The sequence below is a fragment of the Pseudomonas medicaginis genome, assembly GCF_965119365.1.
Taxonomy (GTDB): Bacteria; Pseudomonadota; Gammaproteobacteria; order Pseudomonadales; family Pseudomonadaceae; genus Aquipseudomonas.
This window is the reverse complement of the sequence record NZ_OZ221631.1, coordinates 1,239,679-1,265,989: the sequence shown is the minus strand read 5'-3', so window position 1 is coordinate 1,265,989 and position 26,311 is coordinate 1,239,679. Positions and strand designations below refer to the sequence as shown.

At 61.1% G+C, this 26,311-nt stretch carries 20 protein-coding genes; 17 read left to right on the top strand and 3 right to left on the bottom strand.

Annotation, left to right across the window (positions count from 1 at the left end; genetic code table 11):
* Window positions 1-94: 94 nt before the first annotated feature.
* Window positions 95-811 carry an SIMPL domain-containing protein gene (locus ACMTA2_RS05425; RefSeq protein ID WP_413794032.1) on the top strand — a complete coding sequence of 239 codons (717 nt, stop codon included), beginning with the start codon at window positions 95-97 and terminating at the stop codon, window positions 809-811.
* Window positions 812-1,020: 209 nt separating this feature from the next.
* On the opposite strand, the gene ACMTA2_RS05420 is transcribed toward ACMTA2_RS05425, so the two are convergent.
* Entirely contained in the window at window positions 1,021-1,407 is a 387-nt protein-coding gene (locus tag ACMTA2_RS05420) for a DUF6124 family protein (protein WP_413794031.1), read from the bottom strand.
* A 1,129-nt stretch (window positions 1,408-2,536) separates the two neighbouring features.
* Here ACMTA2_RS05420 and ACMTA2_RS05415 point away from each other — a divergent pair.
* The 10 genes from ACMTA2_RS05415 (at window position 2,537) to ACMTA2_RS05370 (ending at window position 15,493) form a co-directional block, all read left to right on the top strand.
* Window positions 2,537-2,743 (top strand): hypothetical protein, encoded by a 207-nt coding sequence (locus ACMTA2_RS05415; RefSeq protein ID WP_413794030.1) that lies wholly within the window; start codon window positions 2,537-2,539, stop codon window positions 2,741-2,743.
* Window positions 2,744-2,936: 193 nt separating this feature from the next.
* Window positions 2,937-4,538, top strand: a complete 1,602-nt coding sequence (locus ACMTA2_RS05410) for an ABC transporter substrate-binding protein (protein ID WP_413794029.1) — start codon at window positions 2,937-2,939, stop codon at window positions 4,536-4,538.
* A gap of 255 nt (window positions 4,539-4,793) precedes the next feature.
* Window positions 4,794-6,419 (top strand): ABC transporter substrate-binding protein, encoded by a 1,626-nt coding sequence (locus ACMTA2_RS05405; RefSeq protein ID WP_413794028.1) that lies wholly within the window; start codon window positions 4,794-4,796, stop codon window positions 6,417-6,419.
* A gap of 306 nt (window positions 6,420-6,725) precedes the next feature.
* On the top strand, window positions 6,726-8,312 hold the full coding sequence (locus ACMTA2_RS05400) for an ABC transporter substrate-binding protein (protein ID WP_413794027.1): 1,587 nt from the start codon (window positions 6,726-6,728) through the stop codon (window positions 8,310-8,312).
* A gap of 169 nt (window positions 8,313-8,481) precedes the next feature.
* Complete coding sequence (locus ACMTA2_RS05395; protein WP_413794026.1) at window positions 8,482-9,855, top strand: OprD family porin; 1,374 nt, start codon at window positions 8,482-8,484, stop codon at window positions 9,853-9,855.
* 75 nt (window positions 9,856-9,930) lie between these two features.
* Window positions 9,931-11,526, top strand: coding sequence for an ABC transporter substrate-binding protein (locus ACMTA2_RS05390; RefSeq protein ID WP_413794025.1), 1,596 nt, complete (start codon window positions 9,931-9,933; stop codon window positions 11,524-11,526).
* A 75-nt stretch (window positions 11,527-11,601) separates the two neighbouring features.
* Complete coding sequence (locus ACMTA2_RS05385) at window positions 11,602-12,612, top strand: ABC transporter permease subunit (protein WP_030139822.1); 1,011 nt, start codon at window positions 11,602-11,604, stop codon at window positions 12,610-12,612.
* A gap of 10 nt (window positions 12,613-12,622) precedes the next feature.
* Entirely contained in the window at window positions 12,623-13,534 is a 912-nt protein-coding gene (locus tag ACMTA2_RS05380; protein WP_413794024.1) for an ABC transporter permease subunit, read from the top strand.
* 10 nt (window positions 13,535-13,544) lie between these two features.
* Complete coding sequence (locus tag ACMTA2_RS05375) at window positions 13,545-14,513, top strand: ABC transporter ATP-binding protein (protein ID WP_053118412.1); 969 nt, start codon at window positions 13,545-13,547, stop codon at window positions 14,511-14,513.
* Complete coding sequence (locus ACMTA2_RS05370; protein WP_413794023.1) at window positions 14,513-15,493, top strand: peptide ABC transporter ATP-binding protein; 981 nt, start codon at window positions 14,513-14,515, stop codon at window positions 15,491-15,493. Before ACMTA2_RS05375 ends, ACMTA2_RS05370 begins: the two co-directional genes overlap by 1 nt.
* Window positions 15,494-15,576: 83 nt before the next feature.
* Here ACMTA2_RS05370 and ACMTA2_RS05365 read toward each other — a convergent pair whose 3' ends face one another.
* Both ACMTA2_RS05365 and ACMTA2_RS05360 read right to left on the bottom strand, forming a co-directional pair.
* A complete protein-coding gene (locus ACMTA2_RS05365) occupies window positions 15,577-15,828 on the bottom strand; it encodes a hypothetical protein (RefSeq protein WP_413794022.1) in 252 nt (83 codons plus the stop codon).
* Window positions 15,829-16,312: 484 nt separating this feature from the next.
* Window positions 16,313-17,896 carry a peptide chain release factor 3 gene (locus ACMTA2_RS05360; protein ID WP_413794021.1) on the bottom strand — a complete coding sequence of 528 codons (1,584 nt, stop codon included), beginning with the start codon at window positions 17,894-17,896 and terminating at the stop codon, window positions 16,313-16,315.
* Window positions 17,897-18,228: 332 nt separating this feature from the next.
* Between ACMTA2_RS05360 and ACMTA2_RS05355 the strand changes: the two genes are divergently transcribed.
* The 6 genes from ACMTA2_RS05355 (at window position 18,229) to ACMTA2_RS05330 (ending at window position 26,248) form a co-directional block, all read left to right on the top strand.
* Window positions 18,229-18,945: an ABC transporter permease gene (locus ACMTA2_RS05355; protein WP_413794020.1), complete on the top strand. Its 717-nt coding sequence runs from the start codon at window positions 18,229-18,231 to the stop codon at window positions 18,943-18,945.
* A gap of 26 nt (window positions 18,946-18,971) precedes the next feature.
* Window positions 18,972-19,874, top strand: coding sequence for a glycine betaine ABC transporter substrate-binding protein (locus tag ACMTA2_RS05350; RefSeq protein ID WP_413794019.1), 903 nt, complete (start codon window positions 18,972-18,974; stop codon window positions 19,872-19,874).
* 15 nt (window positions 19,875-19,889) lie between these two features.
* Window positions 19,890-20,543: an ABC transporter permease gene (locus tag ACMTA2_RS05345; protein ID WP_413794018.1), complete on the top strand. Its 654-nt coding sequence runs from the start codon at window positions 19,890-19,892 to the stop codon at window positions 20,541-20,543.
* A complete protein-coding gene (locus tag ACMTA2_RS05340; protein ID WP_413794017.1) occupies window positions 20,540-21,697 on the top strand; it encodes an osmoprotectant ABC transporter ATP-binding protein OsmV in 1,158 nt (385 codons plus the stop codon). The genes ACMTA2_RS05345 and ACMTA2_RS05340 overlap by 4 nt, the downstream gene beginning before the upstream one ends.
* A 533-nt stretch (window positions 21,698-22,230) precedes the next feature.
* On the top strand, window positions 22,231-23,394 hold the full coding sequence (locus ACMTA2_RS05335) for a type III PLP-dependent enzyme (RefSeq protein WP_413794016.1): 1,164 nt from the start codon (window positions 22,231-22,233) through the stop codon (window positions 23,392-23,394).
* A 328-nt stretch (window positions 23,395-23,722) separates the two neighbouring features.
* Complete coding sequence (locus tag ACMTA2_RS05330) at window positions 23,723-26,248, top strand: PepSY domain-containing protein (protein ID WP_413795594.1); 2,526 nt, start codon at window positions 23,723-23,725, stop codon at window positions 26,246-26,248.
* The last annotated feature ends 63 nt before the right edge of the window (window positions 26,249-26,311 follow it).

Here is a 26,311-nt window from a genome sequence, read left to right as displayed (position 1 = left end):
AGTTGTAACTGGGCGAACCGGATCGCAAACGCTAGAGTCTTATCGTTCACGCAGGTCCGGACCTTGCCCCTGCCTATCATCCCAAGGAGTTTTCATGCACACGTTCAGTCGCCCCGCCGCCCTGCTCGCCCTCAGCCTCGGCACCGTCGCCAGCCTGCCGGCCCTGGCCGCCGACGAGCTTCACTACAACCAGATCTCCCTGCGCGCCGAAGCCAGCCAGGAAGTGGCCCGCGACCTGATGATCGTCACCCTCTACACCGAGGAACAGAACACCGACCCGGCCAAGCTCGCCGCTGCCGTCAGCACCACGCTGAACAAAGCCATCGGCCAGGCCAAGCAGATCAAGGACATCACCCTGCGCCAGGGCAGCCGCAACAGCTATCCGATCTACGACAACAAGGGCCAGAAAATCACCGGCTGGCGCGAACGCGCCGAACTGCGCCTGGAAAGCGCCGACTTCGCCGCCCTGTCCAAGCTCACCGGTGAATTGCTTGGCGACCTGAAAATGGGCGGCATGGACTTCTCCATCTCCACCACCACCCGCCAGGGCAGCGAAGACGCCCTGCTCAAGGACGCCGTCAACGCCTTCAAGGCCCGCGCCCAACTGGCCACCGAAGCACTGGGTGGCAAGGGCTACAAAATCGTCAACCTGAACCTCAACACCAACGGTTATCCACAACCCTACATGCGTCCGCAGATGATGATGAAAGGTGCGTCCATGGATGCTGAATCCGTGACGCCGGAAGTGGAGGCAGGCACCAGCAAGGTGACGATGACGGCGGATGGGGTGGTTGAGGTGTTGATGCAATAAGAATGGGCTGACAGAAACATCCAGCCCAGTGAAACACCCTTGTGGCGAGGGGATTTATCCCCGCTGGGCTGCGCAGCAGACCCAACCCTGACACCTCGGTGTGCCAGGATGATCGAGGTCGCTGCCTTTGGGGTTGCTGCGCAACCCAGCGGGGATAAATCCCCTCGCCACAGAACAGTGCCCGCCCTTATCAAGTGGGCACTTCCTCGCTACGCCTCGACCGGACTGGCCGGCGCCTCGATCTGATCCAGCGCCTTGTCCACCAGCAGTTGGCACAACTCCACCAACTGATGAATCCCCAACGCCACGCTCCGACGCGTGCCTTCGACCTCGAAAGCCAGATCCTCGGCCATGGCTTTTATCGAGGCCAGGGTTTCGCAGGTGCTGGTGAGCAGCGTGTCAGCGTCGGCTTTGGCGGTGACGGAGAACAGGCTGTCGATACGGGGGTCGGTGCTGGGCTCTGGCTTTTTTGGATTCAGGTAATGATCGAGGGCGCGCTCGGCGGCGGCGCGGTCTTTTAGGAGGTCTTCGATGGCGTCGAAGCCGGAAAGGGGATTGGTTTTGTTGAAGGGTGGATCGGGGACTGACTTATCCATTGATTTGTACCTATTTAGTGATGAGGACCATCACTTGCCGTTTCTCACTCGGCAAAGTGGTGGCAGCTATGTGCAGGGGTGAGAAATCCGAGAATAGGTACTCGGCCAGACCGAGGCCTGCCCGCACACAGCCGCCATAATGCATCTACTACAGGCAGCGGATAAGCTGGCGGCAATTATGCAGGTACAGAGGCTGGATGCCTATTATTCGGGTTTCTCACGCCCGGTCGCTGAATGGCAGCGACAGAAAAAGGTTAGAGAGCCCACTTCCGAGGGACAACCTTAAAAACTTGTCGGATCTTTCGTTCTGGGGAGCGGATCCTTCCGATACACCTGAATGATTTATGAAGCCTTCCGCCCCACCGCAACCCCGTGGCGAGGGAGCTTGCTCCCGCTGGGCTGCGCAGCAGACCCAACCCAAACGCCGCGTTGTGTCAGACGAATGGAGTCGCTGCTTTTAGGGCCGCTTCGCGCCCCAGCGGGACCAAGCTCCCTCGCCACAGGATGGGTGCTCGACGAGGCGGAGGCGTATTGCTTCAACCGGTGAATCGGGTACACCCGAAAGAACCAGGCCGGCTGTCAGGCCGCCTTCGCGGGCAAGCCCGCTCCCACAATTGAATCGGAGTACGACTGGGAGAGCCAGGCCGGCTATAAGGCCGCCTCGCGAGCAAGCTTTGCTCCCACAGATCTGACCGGAGTACGACCGTGAGAACCAGGCCGGCTATCAGGCCGCCTCGCGAGCAAGCTTTGCTCCCACAGATCTGACCGGAGTACGACCGTGAGAACCAGGCCGGCTATAAGGCCGCCTCGCGAGCAAGCTTTGCTCCCACAGACCTGACCGGAGTACGACCGTGAGAACCAGGCCGGCTATAAGGCCGCCTCGCGGTGGACGTTGATCTCGGCGCCCCGTTAACCACGCCGGCCGAACGCAGGCATTGTGGAGTGGGCATCCCGGCATGGATGCCGGGATAGCCGCGCTGGGCCATGGATGGCCCTTCGCGGCGGCCCACGGAGCAATGCCGGAGTGAGGGCATGCCGAGCCTAGGCGAGGCACCAAGTGGTGGGGCAGAAGCGCTTTGGTTACTTTCGCGCTTTTCGAAAGTGACCCGCCGTCAGGGCGGAACCCTAAGTGGCCGTTACCGCAGCAATGGATATGTACCCGGTCAACAACAAAATCCTGGCCGGCTGTCAGGCCGCCATCGCGAGCAAGCTCGCTCCCACAATTGAATCGGAGTACGACCGGGAGAGCCAGGTCGGCTATAAGGCCGCCTCGCAAGCAAGCTTTGCTGCCACAGACCTGACGGGTGTACGCCCGGAAGAACCAGGTCGGCTATAAGGCCGCCTCGCAAGCAAGCTTTGCTGCCACAGACCTGACGGGTGTACACCCGGAAGAGCCAGGTCGGCTATCAGGCCGCCTCGTCGAAAAGCGCTATACCCAAACCCAACGGTCCCCCTCACTTTTCGATATTTCCAACACCCCCACCCACAACGCTACTCTCCTGAAAACCTCACCACCCCCAAGGGATTTCATGGACCGGATCACCTTCAAACCTCTTCTACTCACCATCGCCCTGATCAGCAGCGCCCCAATGGCCCAGGCCGCCACCACCCTGGTCTACTGCTCCGAAGCCAGCCCCGCCGGGTTCGACCCCAGCCAATACACCAGCGGCACCGACTTCGACGCCTCGGCCGAAACCGTCTTCAACCGCCTCACCCAATTCAAGCGCGGCGGCACCGAGGTCGAACCCGGCTTGGCCACCCGCTGGGACGTATCCCCCGACGGCCTGGCCTACACCTTCCACCTGCGCGAAGGTGTGAAATTCCACACCACCGACTACTTCACCCCCAGCCGCGACTTCAACGCCGACGACGTGCTATTCACCTTCCAGCGCCTGCTCGACCCGCAACACCCGTTCCGCCAGGCCTACCCCACCGAGTCGCCGTACTTCACCGACATGGGCCTGAACACCACGATCAAAAGCGTTGAAAAAGTCGACGAACACACCGTGCGCTTCAACCTGAATAACGTCGACGCCGCCTTCGTGCAGAACCTGGCAATGAGTTTTGCGTCGGTGCAGTCGGCCGAATACGCGGCGCAGTTGTTGAAGGAAGGAAAAGCCGGCGACCTCAACCAGAAGCCCATCGGCACGGGGCCGTTCGTCTTCAAGCGCTACCAGAAGGACGCGCAGATCCGCTACGCCGGCAACACGGCATACTGGAAACCCGAGGACGTGAAACTCGACAACCTGATTTTTTCCATCACCCCGGACGCCGCCGTACGCCTGCAAAAGCTCAAGCGCGGTGAATGCCAGGTCAGCGGCTACCCACGCCCGGCCGACATCGAATTGATCGAGCAGGATCCGAACCTGCAAGTGCTCAAGCAACCCGGTTTCAACCTGGGTTTCCTGGCCTACAACGTCACGCACCCGCCCCTGGACCAGCTCAAGGTCCGCCAGGCGCTGGACATGGCCATCGATAAACCGGCAATCATCAAGGCCGTTTACCAAAGTGCCGGGCAACTGGCGCAAAACGCCTTGCCACCGGCCCAGTGGTCGTTCGACCCGACCATCCAGGACGCGCCCCATGACGTGACCAAGGCCAAGGCGCTACTGAAAGAGGCCGGAGTTGCGCCCGGTACAACCATCGATTTATGGGCGATGACGGTGCAGCGCGCCTCCAATCCCAATGCGCGAATGTCTGCACAGATGATCCAGCAGGATTGGGCCAAGATCGGGATCAAGGCCAACATCGTCAGCTATGAATGGGGCGAGTACATCAAGCGTGCAAAAAATGGCGAACATGATGCAATGATCTACGGTTGGACCGGCGACAACGGCGACCCTGACAACTGGCTGGGGGTGCTGTACAGCTGTGCGGCGGTCAAGGGCAGCAACTACGCCAAGTGGTGCGACCCGGCGTATGACCGCTTGATCCAGCAGGCCAAAGTCTCGACAGACCGCCAGAAACGGATCGATTTGTACCAACAAGCGCAGAAAATCCTCAAGCAACAGGTGCCGATCACCCCCATCGCCAACTCCACGGTATTCCAGCCAATAAACAGGAAAGTGGTGGATTTCAAACTCAGCCCATTCGGGCTGACACCCTTCTACGGCGTGGGTTTGACGAAGTGACACCCGAGCCAAACCGGTGCACCACAGCTTCGCGACGCACCGGCAAGGGGCGCTTTTGACGCCAAAAAAACATCCGCAAACGGTCAACTGCGTCAGAAGTTACACGAATGCGACATTAAGGTACGTTCGTGCCACTGTTTCAGACTTGCGACCGCTCTGGATCTTGCATTGGGTATGGGGCCTGCATAAGTATCCGCAGGACGACTCACGAGGTCGCCCTCAAATCCAAAAATGACAACAAATCATGAGGCCAACATGCTTAAACAAGCGGTCATTCCGTTTTTAGTCGGCGCAAGCTTATTAGCCAGCGCACCCTTCGCCCAAGCTGCGACTAACCTGGTGTTCTGCTCCGAAGGGAGCCCGGCCGGTTTTGACCCTGGTCAGTACACCACCGGAACCGACTTCGACGCCTCCGCAGAAACCATGTTCAACCGCCTGACCCAGTTCGAACGCGGCGGCACCGCCGTGATTCCTGGCCTGGCGACCAAGTGGGACATTTCCGAAGACGGCCTGACCTACACCTTCCACCTGCGTGAAGGCGTCAAGTTCCACACCACCCCGTACTTCAAGCCGACTCGCGAATTCAACGCCGACGACGTGCTGTTCACCTTCAATCGGATGATCAACAAGGACGACCCGTTCCGTAAGGCCTACCCGACCGAATTCCCGTACTTCACCGACATGGGGATGGACACCAACATCACCCAGATCGATAAAGTCGACGACCACACCGTCAAGTTCACCCTCAAGGACGTCGACGCCGCGTTCATCCAGAACATGGCCATGAGCTTCGCCTCGATCCAGTCCGCCGAGTACGCCGCCCAGCTGCTCAAGGAAGGCAAGGCCCCCGACATCAACCAGAAGCCCGTCGGCACTGGCCCGTTCGTGTTCAAGAGCTACCAGAAAGACTCCAACATCCGCTACACCGGGAACAAGGACTACTGGAAGCCTGACGACGTGAAGATCGACAACCTGATCTTCGCCATCACCACCGACCCGTCGGTGCGCATGCAGAAACTCAAGAAAAACGAATGCCAGATCACCCTCTTCCCGCGCCCGGCCGACCTCAAGGCCCTGAAGGAAGACAAGGCACTGAAGATGCCTGACCAGGCGGGTTTCAACCTCGGCTACATCGCCTATAACGTGATGGACAAGATCAAGGGCAGCAACGAGCCGAACGTGCTGGCCAACCTGAAAGTCCGCCAGGCGCTGGACATGGCGGTCAACAAGCCGCAGATCATTGACTCGGTCTACCAGGGCGCCGGCCAACTGGCGGTCAACGCCATGCCGCCGACCCAATGGTCCTACGACACCACCATCAAGGATGCCAAGTACGACCCTGAGAAAGCCAAGGAGCTGCTCAAGGAAGCCGGCGTCAAGGAAGGCACCAACATCACCCTGTGGGCGATGCCGGTGCAACGGCCGTACAACCCGAACGCCAAGCTGATGGCCGAGATGCTGCAGTCCGACTGGAAGAAGATCGGCCTGAACGTCAACATCGTCAGCTACGAATGGGGCGAGTACATCAAGCGTTCCAAAGGCGGCGAGAACCAGGCGATGATCATCGGCTGGAGCGGTGACAACGGTGACCCGGACAACTGGCTCAACGTGCTGTTCGGCTGCGACTCGCTGGCCGGCAACAACTTCTCCAAATGGTGCGACAAGAAATTCGACGGTCTGGTCAAGGAAGCCAAGCGCACCACCGACCAGTCCAAGCGCACCGAACTGTACAAACAGGCACAACACGTCCTCAAGGATGCCGTGCCAATGACACCTATCGCTCACTCGACGGTGTATCAACCCATGCGCGCCAACGTGCAGGATTTCAAGATCAGCCCCTTTGGCTTGAACTCCTTCTACGGCGTCAGCGTCAGCAAATAAAGATAGGCAACGGCGGCGTTTTCAACGTCGCCGTTGCTGTATCTGCCGAGACCAAGACCTAGGAAAACGCCTACATCCAAAAGCACTGCGTACCACAGCAGTTGGTTTGGGACGTATCGCCTTTTCCCACAAGTCTTTCAGGCATTACGCATTTACCGCCCGGCCCACGGCTCATACCGTCGGCACCCGGGCGACGTGCCAGCCCTGCGGCATCGCTACGCAATGGAATGAACTCAGTGCGCCGGACCTGTCCCCGGAAAGACACCGGTTCACTGTTAGAACACCCCGAATGATAGAGGGAGCGTCATGCGCCATACCTTGGTTTTATCCGCATTGCTGGCCGCCACCTCCGCAGCCCAGGCCGCTGGCGGCAGCCTGGTGTTCTGTTCCGAAGGCAGTCCTGCCGGGTTCGACACCGCGCAATACACCACGGCCACCGACAACGATGCCGCCGAGCCGCTGTACAACCGCCTGGCCGAGTTTGAAAAAGGCGCGACCAATGTCGTCCCCGGCCTGGCGACCCGCTGGGACATTTCCGAAGACGGCCTGAAGTACACGTTTCACCTGCGCGAAGGCGTGAAGTTTCACACCACCGACTACTTCACACCGACCCGGGATTTCAACGCCGATGACGTGCTGTTCACCTTCAACCGCATGCTTGACCCGCAGCATCCGTTCCGCAAGGCCTACCCCACCGAGTTCCCGTACTTCAACGGCATGAGCCTGAACAAGAACATCGCCAAGGTCGAGAAAACGGGGCCGTTGACCGTGGTCATGACCCTCAACAGCGTGGACGCCGCGTTCATCCAGAACATCGCCATGAGTTTTGCCGCGATCCTCTCGGCCGAATATGCCGACCAGTTGCTCAAGAGCGGCAAACCGAGCGACATCAACCAGAAGCCGATCGGCACCGGGCCGTTCGAGTTCAAGAGTTACCAGAAAGACTCCAACATCCGCTACGTCGCCAACAAACAGTACTGGGCGCCGGAACGGGTCAAGCTGAACAACCTGATCTTCTCCATCAACACCGATGCGTCGGTGCGGGTGCAGAAACTCAAGGCCAACGAATGCCAGGTCACCCTGCATCCACGTCCGGCGGACGTTCCGGCCTTGAAGAACGACCCCAAGCTGCAACTGATCGAGAAGCCCGGCTTCAACCTCGGCTACATCGCCTATAACACCCGCCACAAGCCGTTCGACCAGGTCGAAGTGCGCCAGGCGCTGGACATGGCGGTGAACAAGCAAGGCATTCTCAACGCCGTGTACCAGGGCGCCGGGCAACTGGCGGTCAACGCCATGCCGCCGACCCAATGGTCCTACGACGACACCATCAAGGACGCTCCCTACAACCCGGAAAAGGCCAAGGAATTGCTCAAGGCCGCCGGGGTCAAGGAAGGCACCGAAATCACCCTCTGGGCCATGCCCGTGCAGCGCCCGTACAACCCCAACGCCAAGCTGATGGCCGAGATGCTCCAGGCTGACTGGGCGAAAATCGGCCTGAAGGTGAAGATCGTCAGCTATGAATGGGGCGAGTACATCAAGCGCACCAAGAACGGCGAGCACGACATCAGCCTGATCGGTTGGACCGGCGACAATGGCGACCCGGACAACTGGCTCGGCACGCTGTACAGCTGCGACGCCATTGGCGGCAACAACTACTCCATGTGGTGTGACCAGGACTACGACAAGCTGATCAAGCAAGCCAAGGTCGTCACCGACCGCGACCAGCGCACCGTGCTCTACAAACAGGCCCAGCAGTTGCTCAAGCAGCAAGTGCCGATCACCCCTGTTGCCCACTCGACGGTCAACCAGCCGCTGAGTGCCAAAGTCGAAGGGTTCAAGGTCAGCCCCTTCGGTCGCAACGTGTTCTCGGGCGTCAGTCTGAACCCATAACCGATTAGCCATGCAGCGAGGGCCCCCAGGGGCCCTCACGCAGGCGCTTTGCCTGAATTCGCCAATCTGGCCTCATGCAAACGTTTGCGAAGCATGAATGAGCTGTAAACCAAAAGCCGTATCACCAAAAAAGACCGGCATCAAAAAGAAAGCAAAGGAGCTTTACCCCATGAAACTGAGCAGCACCGCGTTACTGGCCCTGGCCATCAGCAGCGTTACCGCGACGGCCTATGCAGAGCAGCAAAGCCAGGCTTTCGTACCGACCGAACTGGCAAGCACCAGCGCCCAATCCGAAGCCAAGGGTTTTCTCGATGGCCAAAGCCTGGGGGGCACCACGCGCAACTGGTACGCCAATGAACTCCTCAAGCGAGGTAACTTCAGCTATCAGAAACACGGTGAGACACGTCCCACCGATCGCCGCATCAACTGGGTGCAGGGCACTATTGTCAACTACACCTCGGGGTTCACTCAGGGCACCGTAGGTTTCAGCACCGAAGTCGCGGCTTACAACGCGGTGGTGCTGGACCGTAGCCGCAAAGACATTGCCAACGGCGGCAACCGTACGCTGGCGGAGAACAACGGCGATGCCGTGGACCAGTGGAGCAAACTGGGCCTGGCCAACATCAAGGCCCGTGTATCCAACACCACCCTGACCGCCGGACGCCAAAACTTCAGCACGCCAATTGTCGATGTCATCGGCAACCGCGCACTGCCCTCAAGCTTCGAAGGTGTGAGCCTGCATAGCGAAGAGTTCAGCAATCTGTCGTTCGATGCCGGCGTGTTTGATCGCGTATCGCCGCGTACCGAACAGAGCCTGTCGAAATTCCGCTCCGAGTACACCGACAACAAGGCCGAAACCGACAAGGTCAGCGTCGTCGGCCTGAACTATCAGCCGCTTGAGAGCCTGAAGACCAGTCTGTACGCCTCTAAGGTCGAAGACTTCTGGAACCAGTACTATTTCGGCGCCACCCACGAACTGGGAGACGCTTCAGTGTTAGCGTTGACCACCGGCTTGAACTATTACAAGACCGTGGACGAAGGCAAAAAAGAGATGGGTGAGATCGACAACGACACCTTCTCCCTGTCGCTGGGCCTGACCCATCAGGCCCATAGCCTGACCTTCTCCTACCAGGCCGTGAACGGTAACGAATACTTCGACTACCTGCACGAGACCAACGGCATCTACCTGGCCAACTCCCTGCTGTCTGACTTCAACGGCCCGAACGAAAAATCCTTCCAGATCGCCTACGGCATCAACATGGCGGAATACGGCGTACCGGGGCTGAAGTTCAACATTTACCGTGCTCGCGGTTGGGGCATCGATGGCACCCATTACACCGGCACCGCCTATGACGTTCGCGGCCTGAACGATGAGAATCACTACGAAACCGGCGTGGGCGCTTCCTACGCGGTGCAGAGCGGTCCATTGAAGGCCACGGCGATTCGTGCCACATACACTGAGCACCGCTCCAGCCGCAACCAGCTCGACGGCAGCATCAACGAGTTCCGCCTGGTCACCACCATCCCATTCAACATTCTCTAAACTGCCACCGGGCGGTCGACTCACAAGGTCGTCCGCCCGGTCTTTTGCCATTGACCCGATTGCAGAGGATTGACGATGAACATGACTCCCCTACGCGCCGCCATCGCCGCCGCGCTGCTGAGTGTCGCCGTTGGCGCCTCGGCCAAACCCCTGGTGGTTTGCACAGAAGCCAGCCCGGAAGGCTTCGACATGGTCCAGTACACGACTGCAGTCACTGCCGACGCCGTGGCGGAAACCATTTTCAATCGCCTGGCCGATTTCAAGCCCGGCACCACCGAGGTGATTCCGGCCCTGGCCGAATCCTGGGACATCAGTGACGATGGCCTGACGTACACGTTCCACCTGCGCAAAGGCGTCAAGTTCCACACCACCGATTACTTCAAGCCGACCCGCGACATGAACGCCGACGACGTGGTCTGGAGCTTCCAGCGCCAGCTGGACCCGAATCATCCGTGGCACAAGCTGTCGAGCGTGGGCTTCCCCTACTTTGAAAGCATGGGCTTCAAAGAGCTGCTCAAAAGCGTGGAAAAAGTCGACGAGCACACAGTCAAGTTCAGCCTGACCCGCCGCGAAGCGCCGTTCCTGGCCGACATCGCCATGGCCTTCTCGTCGATCTACCCGGCCGAATACGCCGACCAACTGCTAAAAGCCGGCAAGACCGGCGACCTCAACAGCAAGCCAGTCGGCACCGGCCCGTTCGTCTTCCAGCGCTACAACAAGGACGCCCAGGTTCGCTTCAAGGCCAACCCGGACTACTTCCGTGGCAAACCGCCGGCCGATGCGCTGGTACTGGCCATCGCCACCGACAACAACGTGCGCATGCAGAAACTCAAGACCAACGAGTGCCAGATCGCGCTGTACCCCAAACCCGATGACATCCCTGGCATCAAGAAAGACCCGAACCTGAAGGTCGCCGAGCTGGACGCGATGACCGTCTCCTACACCGCCATGAATACCAGCCACAAATACATGAGCGACGTGCGGGTGCGCAAAGCCATTGACCTGGCCTTCGACAAGGAAGCCTACGTGAACGCGCTGTTCGGCAAGGGCAACGCCACCGTGGCGGTCAACCCGTACCCGCCAACCCTGCTGGGCTTCAACCACGACCTGAAAAACCCGCCCCGCGACCTGGACAAGGCTCGCCAACTGCTCAAGGAGGCCGGCGTGCCGGAAGGCACCGTGTTCACCCTGTTCACCCGCAACGGCGGCGGCCCGACCAACCCCAACCCGATGCTCGGCGCGCAGATGATGCAGTCCGACCTGGCGAAAGTCGGGATCAAGGTCGACATCCGCGTCATGGAATGGGGCGAAATGCTCAAGCGCGCGAAAAACGGCGAGCACGACATGGTGTCCGCCGGATGGGCGGGCGACAACGGCGACCCGGATAACTTCCTGACGCCTATGCTCAGTTGCGAGGCCGCCAAGAACGGCGAAAACTACGCGCGGTGGTGCAACGAGAAATTCCAGGCACTGATCGACCAGGCCCGCGCCACAGTGAACCCCGAGGAGCGCACCAAGCTCTATGAACAGGCCCAGGTGCTTTTCAACCAGGACCAGCCATGGATCACCATGGCCCACACCCGCATGTTCACCGCAATGCGCAACAACGTAGAGGGCTATGTGATTAGCCCGCTCACCACCAACAACTTCGCCACCACCCAGGTGAAGTAGATAAGAAAGCGTCCGGTATCCCCTGATCGAAGGGGTGCCGGACATGCCTAACCGGCTGATGAGGTACACCTGAAGATGTTTAGTTTTATTGCCCGCCGACTGGGATTACTGATCCCCACGTTCTTCGGCATCACCTTGCTGACCTTCGCGTTGATTCGCATGATCCCCGGCGACCCCGTGGAAGTGATGATGGGCGAACGTCGGGTCGATCCCGAAATGCATGCACAGGCAATGGAACGCCTTGGCCTCAATAAACCGCTGTATGCCCAGTACTTGGACTACATCGGTAAACTGGCCCACGGCGACCTCGGCGAATCGCTGCGTACCCGTGAAAGCGTATGGACCGAGTTCAGCTCCCTGTTTCCCGCGACCCTGGAACTGTCCATGGCCGCGCTGTTGTTCGCCGGTATCCTGGGCCTGCTGGCCGGGGTGATCGCGGCCCTTAAGCGAGGATCCCTGTTCGACCATGGGGTGATGGGCATCTCCCTGGCGGGGTATTCGATGCCGATCTTCTGGTGGGGCCTGATCCTGATCATGTTCTTCTCGGTGTCCCTGGGCTGGACGCCGGTGTCGGGGCGGATCGACCTGCTCTACGACATCGAGCCGAAAACCGGTTTCATGTTGATCGACACGCTGCTGGCTGACGAGCCGGGCGCGTTCCTCGATGCACTGCATCACCTGATCCTGCCGGCCATCGTGCTGGGCACCATCCCGCTGGCGGTGATCGCCCGCATGACCCGTTCTTCGATGCTAGAAGTGCTGCGCGAGGATTACATCCGCACCGCCAAGGCCAAGGGCCTGTCGCCGTCGCGGGTGGTGTTCGTGCATGGCCTGCGCAACGCACTGATCCCGGTGCTGACCGTGGTCGGCCTGCAAGTCGGCACGCTGCTGGCCGGTGCGGTCCTGACCGAAACGATCTTCTCCTGGCCGGGCATCGGCAAGTGGCTGATCGAAGCCATCGGTGCCCGGGACTATCCCGTGGTGCAGAACGGCATCCTGTTAATCGCCTGCCTGGTGATTCTGGTCAACTTCGTCGTGGACATCCTCTACGGCTTTGCCAACCCACGCATCCGTCACCAGCGCTGAGATCAAAACCATGAGTACTCCAACTACCGCGGTAGCAGTCGATCAAAGCCTGCTGTACCCGTCCCCGTACAAAGAATTCTGGCAGGCGTTTTCCCGTAACAAGGGCGCCGTGGCCGGGCTGCTGTTCATGACGCTGATCGTGTTCTGCGCGATCTTCGCCCCGTGGGTCGCGCCTCACGACCCGAGCGAGCAATACCGTGATTTCCTGTTGACGCCGCCGGTGTGGCTCGAAGGCGGGCAGATCCAGTTCCTGCTGGGCACCGATGAACTGGGCCGCGATTTGCTGTCGCGCCTGATCCAGGGTTCGCGCCTGTCGCTGCTGATCGGTTTGTCGTCGGTGGTGATGTCGTTGATCCCGGGCATCCTGCTGGGGCTGTTCGCCGGCTTCTTCCCGCGCATTCTCGGCCCGACCATCATGCGCCTGATGGACATCATGCTCGCCTTGCCTTCGCTGCTGCTGGCCGTGGCAATCGTCGCCATCCTCGGCCCAGGCCTGATCAACACCGTGATCGCGATCGCCATCGTGTCGCTGCCGTCCTACGTGCGCCTGACCCGTGCCGCCGTGATGGGCGAACTGAACCGCGACTACGTGACCGCCGCCCGCCTGGCCGGTGCCGGCCTGCCGCGCCTGATGTTCATCACCGTGCTGCCCAACTGCATGGCACCGCTGATCGTCCAGGCGACCCTGAGCTTTTCCTCGGCGATCCTCGACGCCGCCGCCCTGGGCTTCCTCGGCCTCGGCGTGCAACCGCCCACCCCGGAGTGGGGCACCATGCTGGCCTCGGCCCGGGACTACATCGAACGCGCCTGGTGGGTCGTGAGCCTGCCCGGCTTGACCATTTTGCTCAGCGTGCTGGCAATCAACCTGATGGGCGACGGTCTGCGCGATGCGCTGGACCCGAAACTCAAGAATGCCGCCTGAGGAGATTCCCATGTCACTGCTAGAAATCAAGAATCTCAACGTCCGCTTCGGCGACGCCACCGCCGTGCCGGTGGTCGATGGCCTGGACCTGAGCGTGGAAAAAGGCGAAGTCCTGGCCATCGTCGGCGAATCGGGCTCGGGTAAATCCGTGACCATGATGGCGCTGATGGGCCTGATCGAGCACCCCGGCATCGTCACCGCCGACGCACTGAACTTCGACGGCAAGAACATGCTCAAGCTGAGCAACCGCCAGCGCCGGCAGATCGTCGGCAAGGACCTGGCGATGGTCTTCCAGGACCCGATGACCGCGCTCAACCCCAGCTACACCGTGGGTTTCCAGATCGAAGAAGTGCTGCGCCTGCACCTGAAGATGTCCGGCAAGGCCGCCCGCAAGCGCGCCATCGAACTGCTGGAAAAAGTCGAGATCCCCGGCGCCGCCAGCCGCATGGACGCCTACCCGCACCAACTGTCCGGCGGCATGAGCCAGCGCGTGGCGATTGCCATGGCGATTGCCGGCGAGCCAAAACTGCTGATCGCCGACGAACCGACCACCGCCCTGGACGTGACCATCCAGGCGCAGATCATGGACCTGCTGCTGGCCCTGCAAAAAGAGCAGGACATGGGCCTGGTGCTGATCACCCACGACCTGGCCGTGGTGGCCGAGACCGCCCAGCGCGTGTGCGTGATGTACGCCGGCCAGGCCGTGGAAGTGGGCCAGGTGCCGGAGCTGTTCGACATCCCGGCTCACCCCTACAGCGAAGCGCTGCTGGCGGCGATACCGGAGCACAGCATGGGTGCCGAGCGCCTGGCGACCTTGCCGGGCATCGTGCCCGGTCGCTATGACCGGCCGCAAGGCTGCCTGCTGTCGCCGCGTTGCCCGTACGTGCAGGACAACTGCCGTCAGCAACGCCCGGCCCTTGACCCGAAATCCAACAGCCTCGCCCGCTGCTTCTACCCGTTGAACCAGGAGGTGGCGTGATGGCCGTCGTACTTACCGCCCGTGACCTGACCCGTCATTACGAAGTGTCCCGTGGCATGTTCAAGGGCCATGCGACCGTGCGCGCCCTCAACGGTGTGTCGTTCGAACTGGAAGCCGGCAAGACCCTCGCCGTGGTGGGCGAATCCGGTTGCGGCAAATCCACCCTGGCCCGGGCCCTGACGCTGATCGAAGAGCCGTCCTCCGGCTCCCTGAAGATCGCCGGCCAGGAAGTCGCCGGCGCCAACAAGGCCGAACGCAAGCAACTGCGCAAAGACGTGCAGATGGTGTTCCAGAGCCCTTATGCCTCTCTCAATCCACGGCAGAAAATCGGTGATCAACTGGCCGAACCGCTGCTGATCAACACCAGCCTGTCGGCCACCGAGCGGCGGGAAAAAGTCCAGGCGATGATGAAGCAGGTGGGTTTGCGCCCCGAGCATTACCAGCGCTACCCGCACATGTTCTCCGGCGGCCAGCGCCAGCGCATCGCCCTCGCCCGCGCCATGATGCTGCAACCCAAGGTGCTGGTGGCGGACGAACCGACGTCAGCGCTGGACGTGTCGATCCAGGCCCAGGTGCTGAACCTGTTCATGGATTTGCAGCAGGAATTCAACACCGCCTACGTGTTCATCTCCCACAACCTGGCGGTGGTCCAGCACGTGGCCGATGACGTGATGGTGATGTACCTCGGTCGTCCGGTGGAAATGGGGCCCAACGAAAACATCTACAGCCGCCCACTGCACCCGTACACCCAGGCGCTGCTGTCGGCCACCCCAACCATCCACCCGGACCCGAACAAGCCGAAGATCAAGATCGTCGGCGAACTGCCCAACCCGCTCAACCCGCCGCCCGGCTGCGCCTTCCACAAGCGCTGCCCGTACGCGACCGAGCGCTGCAAGACCGAAGAACCGGCGTTGCGTCCACTCGATAACCGCCTGGTGGCGTGTCATTACGCTGAGCAGTTCCTCGATGGCGCGGCGTAACAGGCGGTACCTGCGATAAAAAAACCCTCCAGCCCCGACTGAGTCTCAGTTGGGGCTGGAGGGGTTTTCTTCAGGTCAGGAATCTACGTCTGGCTATCGCCCTCTTCATCCTCATCACCATCCGGCGGATCGACTGGCGAACCATCATCGTCCTCGCCATCGTCTGGATCATCAGCATCCGAATCGGCCGCAGCAAGCATCAACTCCCCCTGTCCCATCTGCCCACTCGACGCGTGCTGCTCATGCTCATCGCATTCGGCCCACGCAGCCGTGGAACCCAAGGACAGCATCACCAACACCTTCAGCAAAAACATCATGCGTAGCAGCTTATTCATAGCCATTTCCTTCTTTTCCGGATAAAGCCGGGGGCCCGACGGCGCTCAAGAAAATCTAGTTCTGAACAGGCCGGTTCACCAGATAAGACGCTCCCAAACCACCATAAATACCGCCGCCCGACAGATTGGTTTCGAATAAGGCTTATCTCCAAACCAACTAACGCCCAAGTGTAGAGGCAAGGCTTGCTCGCGAAGAGGCCGGCACATCCAACATCCAGGCAAGCTGACCCACCGCTTTCGCGAGCAGGCTCGCTCCCACAGACGGACCTGTGCCGAACACCCGTTTCTGGCCCACTGAAGATCCACTGTGGGAGCGGGCTTGCCCGCGAAGAGGCCGGCACATCCAACATCCAGGCAAGCTGACCCGCCGCTTTCGCGAGCAAGCCCGCTCCCACAGTGAGTTATTTATGTTCAGGACACGGGACAAGCCATAAAAAACCCCCGAAGCTTTCGCAACGGGGGTTTTGATTTTTCATCTCAGCGCTTAATGATGCTCACGGGTCGCGCGGAATTTCACATCCGGCCAGCGCTCTTCCATCAGCGCCAGGTTGACCCGGGTCGGGGCCAGGTAGGTCAGGTGACCACCGCCGTCGAGCGCGAGGTTTTCCACGGCCTTGTTGGAAAATTCCTCGAGCTTTTTCTTGTCGCCGCACTCAACCCAGCGGGCGGAGTACACGGTGATCGGCTCGTAGGAGCACTCGACCTTGTATTCCTCTTTCAAACGGCTGGCGACGACGTCGAACTGCAGCACACCGACGGCGCCGAGGATGATGTCGTTGCTGCGCTCCGGGAAGAACACCTGGGTGGCGCCCTCTTCGGCCAGTTGCTGGAGGCCCTGGCGCAGTTGCTTGGACTTGAGCGGGTCCTTCAGGCGTACGCGGCGGAACAGTTCCGGGGCGAAGTGCGGGATACCGGTGAAGCCCAGGGTCTCGCCTTCGCTGAAGGTGTCGCCGATCTGGATGGTGCCGTGGTTGTGCAAACCGATGATGTCACCGGCGAAGGCTTCTTCCAGTTGCTCGCGCTCCGAGGAGAAGAACGTCAAGGCGTCGCCGATGCGCACGTCCTTGCCGGTGCGCACGTGGCGCATCTTCATGCCTTTTTCGTACTTGCCGGAGCAGATGCGCATGAAGGCGATGCGGTCGCGGTGCTTGGGGTCCATGTTCGCCTGGATCTTGAACACGAAGCCCGAGAACTTCTCTTCCACCGGCTCCACGGTGCGTTCGTTGGCGACCCGTGGCAGCGGGCGTGGGGCCCAGTCGACCACCGCGTCGAGCACATGGTCCACGCCGAAGTTGCCCAGGGCGGTCCCGAAGAACACCGGGGTCAGCTGGCCGTCGAGGAACTCCTGCTGGTTGAACTCATGGCAGGCGCCCTGCACCAGCTCCAGTTGCTCGACGAAACGATCGTACTCATCGCCCAGGTGCGCGCGCGCTTCGTCGGAATCGAGTTTCTCGATGATCTTGACTTCGGTGCGCTCGTGCCCGTGACCGGCGGTGTAGACAATGATGTAGTCGTCGGCCAGGTGGTACACGCCCTTGAAGTCGCGGTAGCAACCGATCGGCCAGGTGATCGGCGCCGCCTTGATCTTCAGGACCGCCTCGATCTCGTCGAGCAGTTCGATCGGGTCACGGATGTCGCGGTCGAGCTTGTTGATGAAGCTGACGATCGGCGTGTCCCGCAGACGGCAGACGTCCATCAGCGCGATGGTCCGTGGCTCGACGCCCTTGCCGCCGTCGAGGACCATCAGCGCCGAGTCCACCGCGGTCAGGGTACGGTAGGTGTCTTCGGAGAAGTCTTCGTGGCCCGGGGTGTCGAGCAGGTTGATCATGTGATCGCGATACGGGAACTGCATGACCGACGTGGTAATGGAGATACCCCGTTGTTTTTCCATTTCCATCCAGTCGGAGGTGGCATGGCGGTCGGACTTGCGAGATTTCACCGTGCCGGCGACCGCAATCGCCTTGCCCATCAGCAAGAGCTTCTCGGTGATGGTGGTCTTACCGGCATCGGGGTGGGAAATAATGGCGAAAGTGCGGCGTTTCGCGACTTCGGCGGCCTGTTTGGTCATGGGAAATCGCCTGGCAGGTGATTCAAAAAAGGGCGGCGATTATAGCTCAACTTGCGCCAGGAACCGAACCGTTGAGCATATCAAGGGTGGCCAAATGCTGCCCTGCATGGGAACCTTTTGCCGCGTGGAGACGTCCACCCCCCTGCTGCGAGCAACCGTCAGGGTCTGGAAAATCAGCAAGTTAGCCTGACGAGGCTGCGCTCATGGCTCGATTCAATGGCCGTTTTACCGGCCTCGAAAAGAGCTGCTTCTCGCGAACGTTTTCTCGGCAACCCGTGATGGTTTGCCGCCAGGGGAAGCGTGCGCCGACTGAAAGACAAAGGAGTCCGCCTGTGGCTATCCGCTATGGCAAAGGGCTTATCGGGGGTGCGGTCGTCGTCGCGCTCCTGGCCCTGTTGGTCCACTGGATCGGCATCGATACGATCCAACGCTACCACGACGATCTGCTGTTCTACCTGCAAGCGCACCTGATGCTTGTATTGGCCTCCATGCTGGCGGCCTTGATTGTCGGCATCCCCGCCGGCATCGCCCTCAGCCGCCCCGGCATGGCCGGGCGCGCCGAACGCTTCATGCAAGTGTTCAACATCGGCAATACCGTACCGCCCCTGGCCGTGCTGGCCATCGCCCTGGGCATCCTGGGCATCGGCAGCGGGCCCGCCATCTTCGCCCTGTTCCTCGCCTCGCTGTTGCCCATCGTGCGCAACACCTACGAAGGCCTGAAAAATGTCCAGGGCTCTCTCAAGGAAGCCGCCGTCGGCATCGGCATGACCCCACGCCAGGTGCTGTGGAAAGTCGAGTTGCCCAACGCCGTGCCGATCATCGTCGGTGGCGTGCGCGTGGCCCTGGCGATCAACGTCGGCACCGCGCCCCTGGCGTTCCTGATCGGTGCCAACAGCCTTGGCAGCCTGATCTTCCCCGGCATCGCCTTGAACAACCAGCCGCAGCTTTTGCTCGGCGCGGCCTGCACCGCCCTGCTGGCGCTGCTGCTCGACGGCCTGGTGACACTGGCCAGCCGCCTCTGGCTGGAACGCGGTCTGCGACCGTCATAAGCCCGGCTGGATAAAGGAAATCGTTTATGAAGAAGTTGAGCTTGATACTGGGCTGTGTCCTGCTGTTCGCAGGATTCGCCCAAGCCGCTGAAAAACCACTGATCCGCCTTGGTGCCCGGGTGTTCACCGAACAGACACTGCTGGCGGAGATCACTGCGCAGTACCTGCGCGATAAAGGTTACGACGCACAGATCACGGGCGGCCTGGGCAGTAACCTGGCCCGCAGCGCCCAGGAAACCGGGCAACTGGACCTGTTGTGGGAGTACACCGGCGTGTCACTGGTGGCCTACAACCACGTCACGGAAAAACTCGACAGTGCCCAGTCCTACGCCCGGGTGAAGGAACTCGACGCAAAAAAAGGCCTGGTCTGGCTGACACCGTCGAAATTCAGCAACACCTACGCCCTGGCCCTGCCGGAAAAAATCGCCCGTCAGTACCCGCAGATCAACAGCATCAGCCAGTTGAACACGGTGCTGCAGGCCGAAGCCGATGACAATCATCTGGTGGCCCTGGACACCGAGTTCGCCAACCGCTCCGACGGCCTGGCGGGCATGGTGGAGCAGTACGGCATGAACCTCACCCGCAAGAATATCCGGCAAATGGACGCAGGCCTGGTCTACACCGCCCTGCGTAACGGCCAGGTGTTCGCCGGCCTGGTGTACACCACTGACGGCCGGCTCAACGCGTTCAAGTTGAAGTTGCTGGAAGACGACAAACATTACTTCCCCGACTACACCGCCGCGCCGGTCGTGCGCCAGGCGTTCCTCGACGCACACCCGCAACTGGCCGCGCAGCTCAAGCCCCTGACCGAACTGTTCGATGACGACACCATGCGCCAGCTCAACGCCCGCGTGGACGTCGATCATGAAAGCCCCTCCGCCGTTGCCGCCGATTTCCTGCGCCAACATTCGCTGCTCTCAACCCAATGACCTGGAGGAAAAGCCATGGATTTTCTTGACGCCTTTTCCCATCTGGACTGGCCGCTGGTGCTGCACCTGACCTGGCAACACATCACCCTGGTCGGCATCGCCGTGACCCTGGCAATTGTCATCGGTGTGCCGCTGGGCATCTTCATGACCCGCTTCCCGGCGCTCGCCGGCCCATTGCAGGCCAGCGCCACGGTGCTGCTGACGATCCCGTCGATTGCCCTGTTCGGCCTGTTGTTGCCGTTCTATTCCAAGTTCGGCCAGGGCCTGGGCCCGATGCCAGCGATCACCGCCGTGTTTCTCTATTCGCTGTTGCCGATCATGCGCAACACCTACCTGGCCCTGACCGGCGTCGAACCGGGCATCCGTGAAGCCGCCCGCGGCATCGGCATGACCTTCGGCCAGCGCCTGCGCATGGTCGAGTTACCCATCGCCGTGCCGGTGATCCTCGCCGGCGTACGCACCGCCGTGGTCATGAACATCGGCGTCATGACCATCGCCGCCACCATCGGCGCCGGCGGCCTGGGCGTGCTCATCCTCGCTTCCATCAGCCGCAGCGACATGTCGATGCTGATCGTCGGCGCCGTGCTGGTCAGTCTCCTGGCCATCTTCGCCGACCTGCTTCTGCAATGGCTGCAACGCTCGCTGACTCCAAAAGGATTAACGAAATGATCGAACTCCAGAACCTCAGCAAGACCTTCAAGAGCAACGGCAAGGATGTCAAAGCCGTGGACTCGGTGAACCTGACCGTCAACGAAGGCGAGATCTGCGTGTTCCTCGGGCCCTCGGGCTGCGGCAAGAGCACCACGCTGAAGATGATCAATCGGCTGATCAAGCCCACCTCGGGCACGATCCTGATCAACGGCGAAGACACCACCGACCTCGACGAAGTGACCCTGCGTCGCAACATCGGCTACGTGATCCAGCAGATCGGCCTGTTCCCGAACATGACCATCGAGGAAAACATCGTGGTGGTGCCCAAGCTGCTCGGCTGGGACAAGCAGAAATGCCACGACCGCGCCCGCGAGCTGATGAGCATGATCAAGCTCGAACCCAAGCAGTACCTGCATCGCTATCCCCGTGAACTGTCGGGCGGCCAGCAGCAACGGATCGGCGTGATCCGTGCCCTGGCGGCCGACGCGCCATTGCTGCTGATGGACGAACCCTTCGGCGCGGTGGACCCGATCAACCGCGAGATGATCCAGAACGAGTTCTTCGAAATGCAGCGGGCGCTGAACAAGACCGTGATCATGGTCAGCCACGACATCGACGAGGCCATCAAGCTGGGGGACAGGATTGCGATCTTCCGCGCCGGCAAGCTGGTCCAGTGCGATCACCCGGACACGCTGCTGGCGCATCCGGCCGACGAGTTCGTCAGCAATTTCGTTGGCCAGGACAGCACGCTCAAGCGGCTGTTGCTGGTCAAGGCTGAAGACGCGGCGGACAACGCCCCATCCGTCAGCCCTGAAACGCCAGTGAGCGAGGCGCTGGAGCTGATGGACGAACATGACCGTCGCCACGTGGTGGTCACCTGTGCCGAAAACAAGGCCCTGGGCTATGTGCGTCGGCGTGACTTGCACCGTCAGACCGGCACATGCGGCCAATACCTGCGGGAATTCAACGCCACTGCCGCCTACGACGAACACCTGCGGATCCTGCTGTCGCGCATGTACGAGTTCAACCGTTCGTGGCTGCCGGTGATGGATGCCGAGCGGGTGTTCCTCGGCGAAGTGACCCAGGAATCCATCGCCGAATACCTCAGCTCCGGACGCTCGCGCGGCGGCAAGACCAGTATTGTCTCGCCGGCCGAGACCGCGCAGGCCTGAAGGGTAAGAGGGTTCCCCTGTGGCGAGGGGATTTATCCCCGCTGGGTTGCGAAGCGACCCCAAACAAAAGCCCTTGAACGCTCTGACACATCGATGAGCCTCTTCTAGGGCTGCTTCGCAGCCCAGCGGGGATAAATCCCCTCGCCACAGGTATTTTGCATGCCTGTTGAACCCAGTCAGGTCCGTATGCAGCCGATCCAAGGGAACATCAATCCGTCACACAGGTCGGTTACATCATGAGCAGTCCCGGGCCGCACGACGGATGTGTGCAAAAACGCGACATTTTTAGTTGATCTCAGGCCCCTCACGCCCTAAAGTTCGCGCCGAACGTCCATGCTGGAAACGATCCATCCGGCTCAAGTACTGACGACGAGACAGCAAGGCCAAGGGTAATACGCATCCCATGGCCTTTTTGCTTTCGGCGACATGCCTTGGGAAGTAGGCGAACCAAAGTGGGGATACGGAGGACGTTCACGGGGGCTGCTTGCCCTCACACCCATTGATCCTGATGTTTGCCAGTAGGAGTCCCAAGTATGTCGATCCAGGTCGAAGATTATTTTGCGCGCGAAACTTTCCAGAAAATGAAAGCGTTCGCCGACAAGCAGGAAACCCCGTTCGTGGTGATCGACACCGCGATGATCTCCCAGGCCTATGACGACCTGCGCGCCGGTTTCGAATTCGCCAAGGTCTACTACGCCGTCAAGGCCAACCCGGCGGTGGAGATCATCGACCTGCTCAAGGGAAAAGGCTCGAACTTCGACATCGCCTCGATCTATGAGCTGGACAAGGTCATGAGCCGTGGCGTAACGCCAGACCAGATCAGCTACGGCAACACCATCAAGAAATCCAAGGACATCCGCTACTTCTACGAGAAGGGCGTGCGCCTGTATGCCACCGACTCCGAAGCCGACCTGCGCAACATCGCCAAGGCCGCGCCGGGCTCGAAAGTCTATGTGCGCATCCTCACCGAAGGCTCGACCACGGCTGACTGGCCGCTGTCGCGCAAGTTCGGCTGCCAGACCGACATGGCCATGGACCTGCTGATCCTGGCTCGCGACCTGGGCCTGGTGCCGTACGGCATTTCGTTCCACGTCGGCTCGCAACAGCGCGACATCAGCGTCTGGGACGCAGCCATCGCCAAGGTCAAGGTGATCTTCGAGCGCCTGAAGGAAGAAGACGGCATCGTCCTGAAGCTGATCAACATGGGTGGCGGCTTCCCGGCCAACTACATCACCCGCACCAACAGCCTGGAAACCTATGCCGAGGAAATCATCCGTTTCCTCAAGGAAGACTTCGGCGACGACCTGCCGGAAATCATCCTGGAGCCGGGCCGTTCGTTGATCGCCAACGCCGGGATCCTGGTCAGTGAAGTGGTGCTGGTGGCGCGCAAGTCCCGTACCGCCGTCGAGCGTTGGGTGTACACGGACGTGGGCAAGTTCTCCGGCCTGATCGAAACCATGGACGAAGCCATCAAGTTCCCGATCTGGACCGAGAAGAAAGGCGAGATGGAAGAAGTGGTCATCGCCGGCCCGACCTGCGACAGCGCCGACATCATGTACGAAAACTACAAGTACGGCTTGCCGCTGAACCTGGCCATTGGCGATCGCCTGTACTGGCTGTCGACTGGCGCCTATACCACCAGCTACAGCGCGGTGGAATTCAATGGCTTCCCGCCGCTGAAATCGTTTTACGTGTGATGCGCCTCGGCGCCTGAACCGCCAACGTTCGGGCCCTGTCGCGCAATAAAAACGGCGCTTTTTCCAGAAATGGAAAGCGCCGTTTTTTTGTTTTTGTTCTCGATAAAACCGCGTTTCCCCTGTGGGAGCGAGCTTGCTCGCGATAGCAGTGGGTCAGCCGACAGTGATGTGGCTGACAGGCCGCTATCGCGAGCAAGCTCGCTCCCACAGGATTTTGTCGCTCACCTCATCACAGATCGGCACCTTTTAGGTGTGTTTATGAATGCTTCTCGATCACACACGGCATAATACGCGCCGTGATGAACAGTTAATGAACAAGGCGAGCGACGTGTTGAAGAAAACCCTGTTCCAGTTGCACTGGTTTTTCGGCATCAGTGCCGGGCTAGTCCTGGCGTTGATGGGCGTGACCGGGGCGGTGGTGTCGTTCCAGGATGAAATCCTGCGGGCCTTGAACCCTCAAGTGTTGACGGTCGAAAAACAACCAGCCGGCGTCCTGCCGCCCGCCGAGCTGGTGGAACAGATCGAGGCGGCCTCCGGCAAGACCGTCGCCCTGCTCTGGGTCGAGACCGACAGCGGCAACGCCGCGCGGGTGATCTTTGCGGCGCCTCCTGGGGAAAAACGTGGCGCCATGCGCTATTTCAACCCTTACAACGCGCAGTTCATGGGCGATGTGACGGGACAGGACTTCTTCGGCCTGATGCTCAGGTTGCACCGCGTCCTGACCCTGGATGACGTGGGCCGCCAAATCACCGGCGCCTGCACGCTGATCCTGGTGTTCTTCTGTTTGTCCGGGTTGTACCTGCGCTGGCCACGCCAATGGAAAAGCTGGCGCGCCTGGCTGACCCTCGACTGGCGCAAAATCGGGCGCAGCTTCCATTGGGACCTGCACTCGGTGGCAGGCACCTGGTGCCTGGTGTTCTATCTGCTGGCGGCACTGACCGGGCTGACCTGGTCCTACGAGTGGTACAACAACGGCGTGACCCGCCTGCTCTCCGATGCGCCGAAGGAGGAACGGGTGCGCAATCGCGGCCCGGCGCCGAGCGGCCCGCTCCCCGTGGCCGACTACCGCGCCATGTGGAGCAGCATCTACAGCGCCGCCGGGCCGGGCCTGTCCAGCTACAACGTACGCATGCCTCCCGTGGCCGGGCAACCGGCGACCGTGTTCTACCTGCTGAAGAATTCGCCCCACGACCGGGCACTGAGCCAGCTCATCCTCGACCCGGCCACCGGCGTCGTCAGCCGGCACAGCCGCTACAGCGACAAGAGCCTCAAGGCGCAGTTGCTGACCAGTGTCTATGCCCTGCATATCGGCAGCTACTTCGGCCTGGTCGGACGGATCCTGGTGACCGTCGCCGCGCTGACCATGCCGCTGTTCTTCATCACGGGCTGGTTGCTGTACCTGGACCGGCGTCGCAAGAAACGCCAGGCCCGGCAAGCCCGCCAGGCCTTGCTCGCCAACCCGACCGATGCGCCGGCCTGGCTGATCGGCTTCGCCAGCCAAAGCGGTTTCGCCGAGCGACTGGCCTGGCAGACCGCCGGCCAACTCCAGGCCGCCGGCTTGCCGGTGAACGTCCAGCCCCTGGCCGCTGTTCGTGAGCAGGACCTGAACAACGCCACCCACGCGCTGTTTGTCGTCAGCACCTTTGGCGACGGCGAAGGGCCGGACAGTGCCCGCGACTTCGAGCGCAAGGTACTGGGCCAAACCGTGGACCTGGAGCACCTGCAGTATTCGGTGCTGGGCCTGGGCGACCGGCAATATGAACACTTCTGCGGCTTCGCCCGGCGCCTGCACGCCTGGCTGGCGGAACACGGCGGCAAGCCCCTGTTCACGCCGGTGGAAGTCGACAGCGGCGATCCATACGCCCTGCGTCACTGGCAACAACAACTGGCCGAACTGACCGGCCAGGCACCTGCGCAAACCTGGCAGCCCCCCCGTTTCGAAAACTGGACGCTGAGCCAACGCACCCTGCTCAACCCCGACAGCAGCGGCTCGGGCGTATACCTGCTGGGCCTCACCGCCCCCGGTCCGAGCAGTTGGCTGGCCGGTGACCTGGTGGAAATCCTGCCGCGCAATGACCCGTGGGCGATCGAACATTTCCTCGATGGCCTCGGCCTGTCCGGCCACGCCCGCGTGCAGGTCGACGGCCTGTCCCAGAACCTCGACCAGGCCCTGGCGACTCGCCAGTTGCCGGCAAACCGCGCCCACCTGGTGGGCCTGCATGCCCAAGCGTTGGTGGAGGCGCTGGCACCGCTGGGAATGCGCGAATATTCCATCGCCTCGATCCCCGCCGACGGTGTGCTGGAACTGATCGTGCGCCAGGAACGACATGCCGATGGCAGCCTGGGCATCGGTTCCGGCTGGCTGACCGAACACGCACCACTGGGCAGCGCCATCAGCCTGCGAGTACGCCGTAACAGCAGCTTTCACCTACCGCCCCAAGGCGTGCCGATGATCCTGCTGGGCAACGGCACCGGCCTGGCGGGCCTGCGCAGCCTGCTCAAGGCCCGCGTCACCGAGGGCATGCAGCGCAACTGGCTACTGTTTGGCGAGCGCAACCGTGAACATGACTTCCATTGCCGCGATGAACTGCAGGAGTGGGTCACCTCCGGCGATCTGGAACGCCTGGACCTGGCCTTTTCCCGGGACCAGGAACAGAAGATCTACGTTCAGGACCGCCTGCTGGAGTCGGCCGCACTGCTCAAGCAATGGCTGGCCGACGGCGCGGTGATCTATGTTTGCGGCAGCTTGCAGGGCATGGCATCCGGGGTCGACCACGTACTCAATCTGGTGCTGGGGCGTGAGGCCGTGGAGCAATTGATCGAGCAAGGGCGATATCGGCGGGATGTCTACTGATCCTGCCGCGCCACATCAACCCTGTGGAGCGAGCTCGCTCGCGATAGCGGATCGTCAGCCAAC